17 protein-coding genes and 2 pseudogenes are annotated in these 12332 nt (G+C 50.9%); 11 read left to right on the plus strand and 8 right to left on the minus strand.

Features of this window, described 5'->3' with window-relative positions; genetic code table 11:
* Nucleotides 1-98 precede the first annotated feature (98 nt).
* Nucleotides 99-833: a sugar phosphate isomerase/epimerase family protein gene (locus tag MKQ70_RS00355; RefSeq protein ID WP_248066050.1), complete on the minus strand. Its 735-nt coding sequence runs from the start codon at nt 831-833 to the stop codon at nt 99-101.
* Nucleotides 834-999: 166 nt separating this feature from the next.
* Here MKQ70_RS00355 and pyrF point away from each other — a divergent pair, with 166 nt between their 5' ends.
* Together pyrF and MKQ70_RS00365 are read left to right on the plus strand one after the other, a co-directional pair.
* Entirely contained in the window at nt 1000-1467 is a 468-nt protein-coding gene (gene pyrF / locus MKQ70_RS00360) for an orotidine-5'-phosphate decarboxylase (RefSeq protein WP_248066052.1), read from the plus strand.
* Nucleotides 1410-1628, plus strand: a complete 219-nt coding sequence (locus MKQ70_RS00365; RefSeq protein ID WP_248066054.1) for a beta/alpha barrel domain-containing protein — start codon at nt 1410-1412, stop codon at nt 1626-1628. Before pyrF ends, MKQ70_RS00365 begins: the two co-directional genes overlap by 58 nt.
* A 235-nt stretch (nt 1629-1863) precedes the next feature.
* Here MKQ70_RS00365 and MKQ70_RS00370 read toward each other — a convergent pair whose 3' ends face one another.
* Nucleotides 1864-2247, minus strand: coding sequence for a YciI family protein (locus MKQ70_RS00370; protein ID WP_248066056.1), 384 nt, complete (start codon nt 2245-2247; stop codon nt 1864-1866).
* A 193-nt stretch (nt 2248-2440) separates the two neighbouring features.
* On the opposite strand from MKQ70_RS00370, the gene MKQ70_RS00375 reads away from it, so the two are divergent.
* Together MKQ70_RS00375 and MKQ70_RS00380 are read left to right on the plus strand one after the other, a co-directional pair.
* On the plus strand, nt 2441-3619 hold the full coding sequence (locus MKQ70_RS00375) for an acyl-CoA dehydrogenase family protein (RefSeq protein ID WP_248066058.1): 1179 nt from the start codon (nt 2441-2443) through the stop codon (nt 3617-3619).
* Between the two features lie 4 nt (nt 3620-3623).
* A complete protein-coding gene (locus MKQ70_RS00380) occupies nt 3624-4613 on the plus strand; it encodes an FAD:protein FMN transferase (RefSeq protein WP_248066060.1) in 990 nt (329 codons plus the stop codon).
* Nucleotides 4614-4730: 117 nt separating this feature from the next.
* On the opposite strand, the gene MKQ70_RS00385 is transcribed toward MKQ70_RS00380, so the two are convergent.
* From MKQ70_RS00385 to MKQ70_RS00410, 5 genes and pseudogenes are all read right to left on the minus strand, one after another.
* Entirely contained in the window at nt 4731-5192 is a 462-nt protein-coding gene (locus MKQ70_RS00385; RefSeq protein WP_248066062.1) for an outer membrane beta-barrel protein, read from the minus strand.
* A complete protein-coding gene (locus tag MKQ70_RS00390; RefSeq protein WP_248066063.1) occupies nt 5185-5349 on the minus strand; it encodes a hypothetical protein in 165 nt (54 codons plus the stop codon). Before MKQ70_RS00390 ends, MKQ70_RS00385 begins: the two co-directional genes overlap by 8 nt.
* Nucleotides 5350-5362: 13 nt before the next feature.
* Entirely contained in the window at nt 5363-5788 is a 426-nt protein-coding gene (locus tag MKQ70_RS00395) for a DUF4136 domain-containing protein (protein WP_248066065.1), read from the minus strand.
* The gene (locus MKQ70_RS00400; RefSeq protein WP_248066067.1) at nt 5785-5997 is read right to left on the minus strand and encodes a DUF4136 domain-containing protein; all 213 of its coding nucleotides are present in this window, start codon (nt 5995-5997) and stop codon (nt 5785-5787) included. Before MKQ70_RS00400 ends, MKQ70_RS00395 begins: the two co-directional genes overlap by 4 nt.
* A 366-nt stretch (nt 5998-6363) precedes the next feature.
* Nucleotides 6364-7232: pseudogene (locus tag MKQ70_RS00410) on the minus strand (dienelactone hydrolase family protein).
* A gap of 108 nt (nt 7233-7340) precedes the next feature.
* Here MKQ70_RS00410 and MKQ70_RS00415 point away from each other — a divergent pair.
* The 5 genes from MKQ70_RS00415 to MKQ70_RS37230 all read left to right on the plus strand — a co-directional run bounded on the left by MKQ70_RS00415 (nt 7341) and on the right by MKQ70_RS37230 (nt 9607).
* Nucleotides 7341-8006, plus strand: coding sequence for an amino acid kinase family protein (locus MKQ70_RS00415; RefSeq protein WP_248066076.1), 666 nt, complete (start codon nt 7341-7343; stop codon nt 8004-8006).
* Nucleotides 7949-8368 carry a PUA domain-containing protein gene (locus MKQ70_RS00420; protein WP_248066081.1) on the plus strand — a complete coding sequence of 140 codons (420 nt, stop codon included), beginning with the start codon at nt 7949-7951 and terminating at the stop codon, nt 8366-8368. Before MKQ70_RS00415 ends, MKQ70_RS00420 begins: the two co-directional genes overlap by 58 nt.
* Before the next feature lies 1 nt (nt 8369).
* The gene (locus MKQ70_RS00425) at nt 8370-8603 is read left to right on the plus strand and encodes a hypothetical protein (RefSeq protein ID WP_248066084.1); all 234 of its coding nucleotides are present in this window, start codon (nt 8370-8372) and stop codon (nt 8601-8603) included.
* A gap of 85 nt (nt 8604-8688) precedes the next feature.
* A complete protein-coding gene (locus MKQ70_RS00430) occupies nt 8689-9198 on the plus strand; it encodes an aldehyde dehydrogenase family protein (RefSeq protein WP_248066088.1) in 510 nt (169 codons plus the stop codon).
* A 286-nt stretch (nt 9199-9484) separates the two neighbouring features.
* Entirely contained in the window at nt 9485-9607 is a 123-nt protein-coding gene (locus tag MKQ70_RS37230; protein WP_282456151.1) for a hypothetical protein, read from the plus strand.
* Nucleotides 9608-9970: 363 nt separating this feature from the next.
* On the opposite strand, the pseudogene MKQ70_RS00435 reads toward MKQ70_RS37230, so the two are convergent.
* Nucleotides 9971-10983, minus strand: a pseudogene (locus MKQ70_RS00435) (glycosyltransferase family 2 protein).
* Nucleotides 10984-11152: 169 nt separating this feature from the next.
* Between MKQ70_RS00435 and MKQ70_RS37235 the strand changes: the two are divergent.
* Nucleotides 11153-12220, plus strand: a complete 1068-nt coding sequence (locus tag MKQ70_RS37235; protein ID WP_282456152.1) for a sensor histidine kinase — start codon at nt 11153-11155, stop codon at nt 12218-12220.
* On the plus strand, nt 12148-12303 hold the full coding sequence (locus tag MKQ70_RS37240) for an ATP-binding protein (protein ID WP_372490074.1): 156 nt from the start codon (nt 12148-12150) through the stop codon (nt 12301-12303). The genes MKQ70_RS37235 and MKQ70_RS37240 overlap by 73 nt, the downstream gene beginning before the upstream one ends.
* Nucleotides 12304-12332 lie beyond the last annotated feature (29 nt).

Below are 12332 nucleotides of genomic sequence, written 5' to 3' on the forward strand. Positions count from 1 at the left end.
TAACTGATTAACGAGATACTGGCGGGCAGCTAAAGCCTGCGCCGGCATGTCTTTCCACCGGCATTCGAGGCTGATACCCCCTTTATATTTGATTTGTTTTAAGGCTTTAAAGTAGGGGAGGAAGTCCTCGTTATGTGTGCCCGGTACGGCACGGCCCTCGCGTTCGGCAATATGACAGTGTACACGTTTTTGCCTGCCTCGATCAACACCGAGGCCGGTTCATGTTCCATCAGCATGTGGTACATGTCGGCAGTCAGCTTAAAGTTCGGGTGATTGATGCGGTTGGTCAGTTCGTTGGCAAAAGAAAGCGTGGTAATAAAATTATCCTCGGTTTGATTTAAACTTTCCATGGCAATGGTAATCTTGTACTTTTTCGCCACCTCCGCCATCTTGCGGCCAATGTATACAAACTCCTCGATCGCCTTGTCGCGGCTATAGCCGTCCGGCAGCCTGCGGGAACCGGAACTGCCCAGCACAATGATGTTCAGTCCCGCTTTTTGGGCCCGGCTGAAAACGGTATCCACATAACCCACTACCCAGGCCTCGTTTACGTGGGGGCCTATCAACATAATAGAAGGAGGAAGAAAAGAATTAGCCACGAATACCGGGCGCTTCGTCTTCTTCAGCTTCTTCAGGTTTTGTTGAAAAATATCCTCCGACACATGGAACATCTTCCGGGTATTTTCTTCAATATAGTCGTAACCGGTAGCGGTCAGGAGACTGTCGGCATCAATCGAAGTGTTAATGCCGATACGTACGGGCAACTTTTGTGCATTCGATTGCACAGCGGCGCCTAAAATCAGGACAAAGAGTAGACAGAGTCGTTTTTTCATGAACGGGAATTAGTTTTTACCGGGGGAAAGGGAAAAATTAAGAACTAAAATCGGAAAATCAAAATTCCGGGTTTGGAAAAAATGCCGGAACTTTAAGTAGAGAGTTTTATCAACCGAATTTACCGTCAACTATTTCACTAACTTTGCGCCCCTAATATCAATAATTATGAACAGACAGGAACTGGTGAACTTAATCCGGGAACGGAAATCGTATTTGTGTGTAGGTCTTGATACCGATATCCACAAAATCCCCAAGCATTTGCTCTCCCACCCGGACCCGATCTTCGCCTTTAACAAAGCGATTATCGACGCCACAAAGGACCTGTGTGTGTCTTACAAGATAAATACCGCCTTTTATGAGTGCCGGGGAATCCGCGGCTGGGAAAGCCTCCAACGGACGGTAGAATACATTCCTAAAGGGATCTTCACCATTGCGGATGCAAAACGGGGCGACATCGGCAACACTTCCAGCTATTACGCGAAAACTTTCTTTGATACTTACCAGTTTGATTCTGTGACGGTTGCGCCTTATATGGGCCGCGACAGTGTAACCCCGTTCCTCGGTTTTTCCGAAAAATGGGCGATCGTGCTGGGACTTACTTCCAACGAAGGCAGCGGGACTTTCAGCAGCTGAAGCTGGAAGACGGCAGCTCCCTGTACGAGCAGGTAATGAGAACAACGGCCAGCTGGGGTTCACCGGACAATATGATGTTCGTGGTAGGCGCCACACAGGCTGATTCCATCGCGGCGATCCGCCAGATGTTGCCCGACCACTTTTTCCTGGTACCGGTGTAGGCGCCCAGGGTGGCAGTTTAAAAGAGATTTCTGAGAAAGGACTGAATAAAGACGTAGGTTTACTGGTAAATGCCAGCCGTGCGGTTATTTATGCCGGTAATGACGAGCGTTTCGCAGAAGATGCCCGTGATGCTGCAAAATTACTGCAGGCCGAAATGGCAGAATATCTGTCAGCCGTTCCAGCCTGATAACTTATAATGTTTGATGAAGGCGCGCTTCCGAAAGGGGCGCGTTTTTATTTGAACTCGCCCTCTTTGAGCGTGTACCAGCGTTTCAGCTCGTACTCATAAACACCGGAAAGAATGGCGCTGTCGGTTCGCAGGAGCTGTACAGCCTGCAGGCTATCCCGGCAGTCGAGTACGAACGCGCCTTTGCCGGCAACCGGTCCGGCCGCGAGCATGGAGCCGTTGGCCGACAGTTTTTGCATGCATTGCAGGTGCGCCTGTTGAATGCGATCATTTTGCTCCCGTGATAAAGGCTGACGGGCGCCCGGTTTCAATAACACCAACCAACATTGCTTGTATTCCTTTTGTTCAGATGGAGACATTGTAAGGGAATGGCTGTCGGGATGAAGGGCTACCGAGGTGTGTGGGGGTATAATCGCCATGATCAGTACCATAAATAAAAATAAAACAAAAGCGGGTAGCAGTTTTACCATTAGATTGACTTTTGGTTCCGTGGGACGAAGTTAGTCAAGTTCTCCATATTTGAGCGGCTTTGCGGCATAATTTAGTATATTGCTGATGGAGTGCCTGCGCTGAAATTACTTACAGTAAAGGCTTTTAGCCCGAATATATATTTAAACCAAATGTATGCGTCAAGACCTGTTCCAATCGCCCGATTACTACCTGCTCGATGATTTACTGACCGAAGAACATAAAATGGTGCGCGATGCAGTGCGGCAATGGGTAAAACAGGAGGTAAGCCCGGTAATAGAGGATTATTGCCAGCGTGCGGAGTTTCCGAAGCACCTGTTGCCCGGACTGGCCGCTGTTGGTTGCTTTGGCCCCACCATTCCTGCGGAATATGGCGGTGGCGGACTGGACCAGATAGCTTATGGACTGATGATGCAGGAGTTGGAGCGCGGCGACAGCGGTATCCGTTCAACCGCGTCCGTTCAGGGTTCGCTGGTGATGTATCCTATTTATACGTATGGCAGCGAGGAACAGAAGCGCAGGTTCCTTCCTAAATTAGCTTCAGGGGAGATGATGGGCTGTTTCGGCCTCACAGAACCCGATTTCGGTTCTAATCCCGCCGGCCTCTTAACCTACTTTGACGAAGACGGAGATGATATTATACTGAATGGCGCCAAAATGTGGATATCTAACGCGCCGTTCGCCGATATCGCGATCGTGTGGGCGAAAGACCCGGAGCGTAAAATCCGCGGCGTAATCGTGGAGCGCGGTATGGAAGGCTTTTCTACCCCCGAAACAAAAGGCAAGTGGAGTTTACGCGGCAGCGCCACCGGCGAGCTCGTACTGGACAACGTACGTATCCCCAAAAGCAATATCCTTCCCGGCGCACGCGGTTTAAAGGCGCCATTGTCGTGCCTGGATGCGGCGCGTTACGGTATTGCCTGGGGCGCTATTGGTGCGGCCATGGACTGTTACGATACCGCACTGCGTTATTCCCAGGAGCGCGTACAGTTCAATAAACCGATCGGGGGTTTTCAGCTCGTGCAGAAGAAACTGGCCGAGATGATTACCGAAATCACGAAGGCGCAACTGATGAACTGGCGCCTGGCCGTATTAAAGAATGAAAACCGCGCTACGGCGGAACAAATATCCATGGCTAAACGCAATGCCTGCGACACCGCGCTGAAGGTAGCACACGATGCCCGGCAGATATTAGGCGCCATGGGCATTACCGGCGAGTACCCGGTGATGCGCCACATGATGAACCTCGAGAGTGTTGTTACCTACGAGGGTACCCACGAAATTCATTTACTCATTACCGGTATGGACATTACCGGGCAGAATGCTTTCAAGTAAACCAATGCACCGCTTTAGTTTTTTCTTTTTCTTTTCCATGTTGATGATGAATGCCACCCATAGCCAACGCCTCGTTGCTTTCGAAGGGCAGGCGCAGGGAACGTATTACATCGTAAAATACCTGTCGGACGATACTGCCACGCTGCAACCCGCCGTGGAACAGTTGTTCACGGACATCGATCATTCGCTCTCACTCTGGGATCCTCATTCGTTGATCAACCAGTTTAATAACAACGACCGCGGCGTACCGATGGACGCGCACATGCGTTACGTACTGGAAAAGTCGCTGGCCGTAAGCGCGCAAACAAATGGCGCGTTCGATATCACGGTGAAACCATTGGTCGATTTGTGGGGCTTCGGCGTCGTGCGTCACCAGCGTAAACCCACGACGGACAGTATCCGCAAAGCCCTGCGGGTAACCGGTTACAAACTGCTGCAATTAAAAGGCGACTCCCTGCTAAAGCGGAAGCCTGGCGTGCAGATCGACTGCAACGGCGTAGCACAGGGGTATACCACAGATTGTGTGGCCCGGCTGCTGGAGCAGCGCGGCATTCAACATTACCTGGTAGACGTGGGCGGTGAGCTGCGCGCTAAAGGTGTAAACGCCAAAGGAAAGCCGTGGAGCGTAGGCGTGGAGCGCCCCTCCGGTAATACTTCATTACCCGCACAATCGCTGGTATACCTGAAAAATAATGCGGTAGCAACGAGCGGCAACTACCGCCGCTTTTTCGATGAAGGCAAAACGCGTTATGCACATACAATCAATCCGCAAACAGGTATTGCGCTGCATAGTAACGTGATCAGCGTTACAGTTGTGGCGGATGACTGCATTACCGCAGACGCCTTTGATAACGCGCTTATCTTATGGGGCCCGGTGAAAGGGCTGCAGTTCATCAGGCAGCACCCTGGGTTGCACCTGGCGGCTTGCTATATCTTTACGGATAAGGCAGGGAAAACGCAGGAGGTATTTACGGAGGGTTTTTTTGATAAATAATGTGTCACACGTTTGCATACGCAGTACTCAAAAAATGAGGCCGCCCCTTTGCAGGAGCGGCCTTCCGCCATTCTCACACTTTCACTATGGACATAATGTTTGTGTTCCCTATTCTCTTTAGTGCAGATGCACTTTAATACCAATGTTTCCCTGCAGCGTATTAAAGCTGCTGATCTCGTTCATGTTATACGGTGCGTAGTTGTACTGCACACTCGCATTAAACATCACCGGAGAGTATTTGCCGAAAGGCACGTTGATACCCAGTTCCGGGCTTACGAGAAACGACCATTTGTTCTCTTTTTCAACGAATTCGCCCCAGTATTTTTCGTAGTTCATATTGGCGGTACCGATACCCAGGCTACCATAAGGAATTACCCTGGCACTGGCTTTCGCGAAATTGTATTGTGCTACGGCCTGTATCGGCAACACTTGTAAAGTGCGTTGCTGCACGGCCGAAATGTCTGAACCTTTGTCGTCATACACCATGCGTTCCGACTTTTCGTAGAAGTCGTTGAATCCAAATCCAAGGCTCAGGCTGAACTGATCGTTAAGCGAATAATTGATGCCTGCTTCAGCCACGGAAACTTGCTTTGCCTGCATAATCGCTTAACGAACCATTGGGCTGCGCAATGGAGTAGTTGAAGTTCACGGACAAGGGCGACCTGCTTTGCGCGGAGGCTTTATTAATACCGAAACCCGCAATGGCCAGCACTATGATAACTGCGATCTTTTTCATCTTCAATCCTTTTTTAGTTGTTTGTTTGCAGGTATGCCGACTGGTCGAATACTGCTTTTACCATACTGTTGATATTATTACTGTTCCACACGCCGGAGCCGCGCAGCATGGCATTCCATACGGCGGTCAGTTGTTCTTTGCCGGTACCGTTTTTCAGGTCAAGCATATCGATGCTGACAGAACGTTCCTGGTTGCGGAACACGGTGTAATAAGAAGGCCAGTAGTAACCATAGCCAGGATAACCCCAGTAACCTGCGTCCCAATAGCCAGCCCAGCCACTCCAGTAACCGGGTGTCCAGGCGGCGGAATAAGAGGTGTTATCGATACGGCTGAGGTTTACTGCCAGATCGGGTTTGGATTCTTTGCTCACTGCCACGTAACCACGCGCTTCAAGCTGACTTTTTACGGACGCAATTAACTGTTGATCGTAAGTCGTCAACTCTTTTTTGCACCGCTATTGCTGATTACTGCTACGGAGTCTACAATACTGAAGGTCGCGTAGGTACTGAAATTGATGGTGGAATCGTGATTGGTTACGTAGATCCTTGACTCTTCTTCAGTGAGATTGTCCAGCGGTTCTTTCCTGCAACTGGCCAGCAGAGCTGTTGCCAGTGCCGCCACACTCATAAACATGATTACTCTTTTCATATATCAGGCGTTTTTAAAAGTTTCCGATTCGGTTACTCTTTTCAAACGCTTTAGATAGCTGAATGTTACTTGAGTTTATTGCAGGAATGTTAAGGTGTTCCTAAAGTTTTGTTAAGGCCTTTAGTGGCTACATAGCCCGGTCGCAGGTATATTGTTGTTGGTGAGTAATTTCGCGACAGTGGTCGCTACACATACTACGTACGTCCGGGCTATCTTATTGCAGAAGTCGGCCCCGAATATGCTAAGCGGCAAATCCCGGCCCGTCAACTTCAGGATGCAGCAAACTTTTGGGATGCATGGTGTATGCGGATTGTTTGGGGGAAGCTGCAAAAGAATAGAGCGGCACATGTACCGCCCCGCTATTATTTACGAAATAGTTTCTTTAAACAATTGGAGGGTGCGGCCCCAGGCTTTTTCCGCCGCTTCCTTGTTGTAACGAGGCCCTGCCGTATCGTTGTGGAACGCGTGTTGCGCACCTTCGTAAACGAACAATTCATATTTAATGCCGGCGGCTTTCAATGCTTCTTCGTAAGCAGGGATACCTGCATTTACGCGCTCATCTTTTTCACCATAATGCAATTGCAGCCGTGCTTTGATTTTGGGCACATCCGCCGCTGCGGGCTGCATGCCATAAAAGGCAGAAGCGGCATCCAGTGTGGGATCGTTTACTGCCAGCTGGTTGGTGAGGCGCCGCCCCAGCAAAAGCCTACCGCGGCGGTTTTTCCGTTGCTTTCCGGCAGACTTTTCAGATAATCGAAGCCTTTAAGGAAGTTATTGAGATTTTGTTCGGTGTCCAGTTTACCGAACAGGCCGCGGGCCTCGTCTTCGTTGGCCGGCGTGCCACCGAGAGGCGACAGTGCATCGGGCGCCAGGGCAATATAACCAGCGGCGGCCACACGACGCACCACATCGCGGATATGCGGATTGAGGCCCCGGTTTTCGTGGATCACGATCACGGCGCCGCGCTTTTCGCCCGCTTTGATGTTATCGGGCTTTACGAGGTAACCTTTCATGGTCACATTATCGCCTGGGTACGTAATATCTTCGGCGCTGATACCGGTGTGGTGCTCCGGTATCGTAGCGGCATTCGCATAATTGGCCTCCAGCAGCGGAAGGACCGTCATCGCTGCCGCCACACTGCCGGTCAGCTTTGCCAGGCGGCGCAGAAACTCGTCGCGTTTCAGCGGCGCATGGGTATATTCATCAAAAAGATTGATAATTTTTTGGTCTAGCATGATGCGGAATTTAGCAGAACAGAAAGATAAGGAATTTTTAAAGATGACGGAACGCTAAGAAAAACCGCGCTTTTTCAATATTTTGTCGGTCCAAAATGAATGTGAACATTGAACAAACCTATCGTAGTAATAAAGTTTGGGACCGCCTCCATCACCAAATCGAACGGTGAACTGGACGAGGCTGTGATCGCCGAAGTAGCGCGCCAGGTGGCTGCCATCCATGCGCAGTACAACGTGGTGCTTGTATCTTCCGGCGCCGTGGCCGCGGGCAAGCGGTTCATTAAAGATTACGGGGCCACCATCAGCGAGCGTAAAGCCGCGGCTTCCATCGGCAACCCCATTTTGCTGAACAAATATTCCAAATACTTTGAGCCGTACGGCATTTCTATTGCACAAAGTCTTTGCGAACGGCAACATTTTTCTAACCGCGACCAGTTTTTACAGCTGCATAAAACGTATGAAGAGCTGTGGAACAGCGGCATCATCCCCATCGCCAACGAAAACGATGTGGTGAGCAGCCTGGAGCTCAAGTTTTCCGACAACGACGAGCTGGCAACGCTCATCGCGGTTGGTTTCGGCGCTTCCTTACTTTTGTTCAGTACGTCAGTAGCCGGGGTGTTGGATAAGGAGGGAAAGATCGTTCCGCAGATCGACGTGATCGATAAAAATGCGCTGGCCCTGGCCGATAAGAAAAATCATCGCTCGGATTGGGCGGCATGGTGTCTAAACTCACGTTTGCGCGCCTGGCGACTAATATGGGCATTAAGGTGGTGATCTTCGGCATCGGCACCCCGGATGGCATTTTAAAGGCCGTAGAGGGCACCACAGGTACGTTGTGCCTGCCGCAGCAGAATAATATGTCTGCCCGCCGCAAGTGGCTTGCCAGCGGCAGCCTGGTGACCGGCAGGGTGCAGGTAGACGGCGGTGCGCAGCAGGCGCTGGAAAAGCGGCATAGTCTGCTGGCAGTGGGGGTAAAAGCCGTGTTAGAGAAATTTGAATGCGGGGAAGTGATCGAAATTGTTAACGAAGAAAATACTGTAATTGCCGTAGGCCGAGCCAAAGTGGCGTCGGATGCGGTGGACAGCAAGGCCCAGAACCTGGAAATTGCACATGCGGACGATATTGTACTATTGTAATATGTCTATACAACTTTTACTCGAACAGGCGCAGGCCGCCACAGGCTCGGTGAGAGCGCTTGCGGATGGTAAGCGGCAGGAACTGCTGCGCCACCTGGCGGACAGGATCGTGGCGCATACCGACGCGATCATCGTGGAAAACAAAAAGACCTGGACCGCATGCCGGATACCGACCCCAAAAAGGACCGGTTGCTGCTGGATGCGGGCCGTATTGCCGCACTGGCGGCTAGTTTGAATGAAGTGGCCACGTTGCCGGACCCTGCGAACAAGGTGTTGCTGGAGCGCTACCTCGACAATGGACTGTTTATCCAAAGAAATCTGTGCCTTTGGGCGTGGTGGGCGTTATTTACGAATCGCGCCCGAACGTGACGGTAGACGTGGCTTCGTTGTGCATCCGTTCGGGAAACGTATGCGTGCTGCGGGGCGGCTCGGATGCGTTTGATACGAATACGATCCTGGTGTCACTGATACAGGAGAGCCTGAAAGCGTTCGGCGTAGATGTGAACGCAGTGCAGTTGTTGCCGCCGGACCGAAGCCTGGTCGCCGATTTGCTGGGGGCGGAAAAGTACGTAGATATTATTATCCCACGCGGCTCGCAGCAGCTGATCGAATATGTACGCGAAAACTCGCGGGTGCCGGTGATCGAAACCGGGGCCGGCGTTTGCCATACTTACGTGGAAAAAACGGCCGATCTGGATAAAGCCGCGGCTATTGTGACCAATGCGAAAGTGTCGAGGCCGTCGGTGTGTAATGCGTTGGATACGGTGCTGGTAGACGGTGAGGTGGCGGCAGACTTTTTACCCAGGTTGGCAACAGCTGGCGGTGTATAACGTGGAGATTTATGCGGACGAGCAGGCCTACGCCATTTTGCAGGCGGCAGGGTATAAAAAATTGTTTAAAGCTACCCCGAAGATTTCGGCCGTGAGTTCTGGACTTTAAATGTTCGGTAAAGGTGTTGCATGGGCTCGACGAAGCGCTGGCGCATATCCGCCAATATTCCAGCAAACATTCGGAAGCTATTGTCAGCGAGGACGCGGCTTTAAGCGAACGTTTTTAAACGAAACAGATGCGGCGGCAGTTTACGTAAATGCCTCTACGCGGTTTACGGATGGTGGCGTGTTTGGGCTGGGAGCGGAGATAGGCATCTCTACCCAAAAGCTACATGCGCGTGGTCCTTTTGCGCTGGAAAAGCTGGTGACCGAAAAATGGTTTGTGCGGGGCGGCGGCCAGGTGCGTTAGTGTGGCTGAAGTGTGCGACGCAACGGCGGATGAAGCGAAAATAAAAAGCTGACTACATAAAAGAAAAAGCCCCGGCACTTGTCCGGGGCTTTAATACGATATACTATTACAGAAAACTATTTATACTTAGGATTGTATAAAGTACTTTCAGGGATGTTAACTTTAGGTTTACCTTTATAACGGTGCTGGAACAGGCCATAGCAGCCACCGAGAGACATTGCAACGATGCAACCGATCATTACATAAAAAAGAAGCGGGATGATGTTACCCAGTTGGTCGTGATATCCTTGCTGTTTTCTACTGTATTATGCTCCATATAATTATTTTTCGCGTTGCAAACTTACAAAGGAAAATTGCAAATCCCTACTTTTTTTTACCCGCCAGGTCGGAAAATTTCTTGCGACCGAGGAAATAATACCGCCAGATCATGATTCCGTGAAACACCCCGTTGAGGCTCAGCAGCCTGGGTTTGGGGAGCCTATCGTCTGCATACCCCGGCCATACATTACGTCGCCAGGCCCTGTAGTGGCGGTAGGCGCGGAAGATGGCCCTGGCATCCGTCGGGTTGGCCGAAAACAGGCTTTTGGCGGCGGCGAGCAGGTCGAGGAAGAAACGTTGCGGTAAAATAATGACTTTATCGGCCGGGTGCAGGTTTTTGTACAACATGATGAGGTTGTTCCGGAAGTTGAGGTACAACTTACGCGGATTGCCCTGTGGCAGGCTGCCTCCGCCCACATGGTACACACGGGAAGCGCCGCAGTAACAGATGCGGTAACCCGCACGTTGCAGGCGCCAGCAGAGGTCTACCTCTTCCATATGCGCGAAAAAGAACGGATCGAAGCCATCCACTTCGTGGAAACAGGCGGAGCGAATGAATAAAGCGGCGCCCGTGGCCCAGAAGATGTCCTGATTGTTATCGTATTGCCCGTTGTCCTTTTCAGTGGTGTAGAGAATGCGGCCGCGACAGAAGGTATAGCCGAGGATGTCCATCCACCCGCCGGCGGCGCCAGCGTACTCGAACTCGTCTTTGTGGGCGTAGGCGCGGAGTTTTGGTTGGCAGGCGGCGATGTTATGATCACTTTCCATGAGTTGCACCACCGGTTCTATCCAGTTGGGTGCTACTTCCACATCCTGGTTCAGGAGTACATAAATATCTGCTTTCACGAGCTGTAGCGCTTCATTATAGCCCCGGCGAACCCGCTGTTTTTTTCATTGCGGATAATTTCTACCTGGGGAAAATGTTGCATGGTAAAAGCCACGCTATCGTCTGTAGAGGCGTTGTCGGCCAGCACGATGCGCAGGTTGGCGTATGTGGAGGCGCAAACAGAGGGCAGGAAACTTTCGAGAAAGCTTCTTCCGTTCCAATTAAGAATCACTACCGCTACTGATGGCAATACAGGCAAACGTTTGATCGTTTTACGCGTGAAAAAAAAGAAATTTAGCGCTGCAAATATGCAACAAAGCGTTTTAATAACGCAATTAAGTTAAGTATCGCCCGCGAAAATATTCCTATATTTAAAACGTTAAAGAACCTGTAAAAGCAGCATGTTTAAACAATACCTGGGATGGAAGTTCGTACTGGTGGCCATAGCCGCCGCCATTATCGCCGCTACCATCTGGTTTGCCCAAAACCTTTCGGAGAAGATTGAGCAGGAGGAAACGAAGAAGGTGGCCACCTGGGTGGAAGCGAATAAGGAATTGCTGCAAGCCTCTCCCGATGCCAATATTAACCTGGCGGTGGAAATTGTGACGACCAATACCACCATCCCGCTCATTCTTACCAACGCAGAGGGCCAGATCCTAGATCACCGCAACATGGACTCCCTGAGCGTGGTGCGCAATCCCAATTACCTGAAAGAACAGTTGTCGGTCTTCCGTAAACAGCACCAGCCATTTGCGATGCAGATGGATACCTCGCGCAAGCAATACAGCTATATATACTATGGCGATTCTCTTATATTGAAGCAGGTGCGCTATTACCCATACATCCAGCTGATGGTGGTAGCCCTGTTCATTGGTGTGGTGTGGTTCGCGTTATCGTCGACCAACAAAGCCACGCAGAACCAGCTGTGGGTCGGTATGGCGAAAGAAACGGCGCACCAGTTGGGTACCCCATTATCGTCGATAGAGGCCTGGATGGAGATATTAAAAGAGACCCATGAAGAGAACCGGCCGTTTGTGGCCGAGCTGGTAAAAGACCTGGACCGCCTGAAACTGATTACCGACCGTTTTTCGAAGATCGGCAGTGTGCCGCAGCTGGAAGAGCGTGATATTGTGCAGCAGATTAGCGACATGATGGAGTACATAAAAAAACGTGCACCCCAGAAAATACAGTTCACACTGGAAAGCAGCGCCCCTCAGATCCCGGCCATGATATCGGCCCCGTTGTTCGACTGGGTGGTGGAGAACCTGCTGAAAAACGCGCTGGACGCTATGGAAGGGAAGGGGAGCATCGCCATACATATAGAAAGCCATGCCGCTAATATTGTGATTGACGTAAGCGATTCCGGGAAAGGTATCCCGAAAGCGGTGCAGAAAAAATATTCCGGCCGGGCTTCAGTACGAAAAAAAGAGGGTGGGGATTGGGGCTGTCGTTGGCGAAAAGGATCATAGATGAGTACCACAAGGGCCGCCTGTTCGTGAAAACATCGGAAGTAAACAAGGGAACGACGTTCCGGATTTTGCTGAGAAAATGAGGGTAATTTCAAAAAAGCAAAAACAAATT

It is taken from the genome of Chitinophaga sedimenti (assembly GCF_023156195.1).
Classification (GTDB): Bacteria; Bacteroidota; Bacteroidia; order Chitinophagales; family Chitinophagaceae; genus Chitinophaga; species Chitinophaga sedimenti.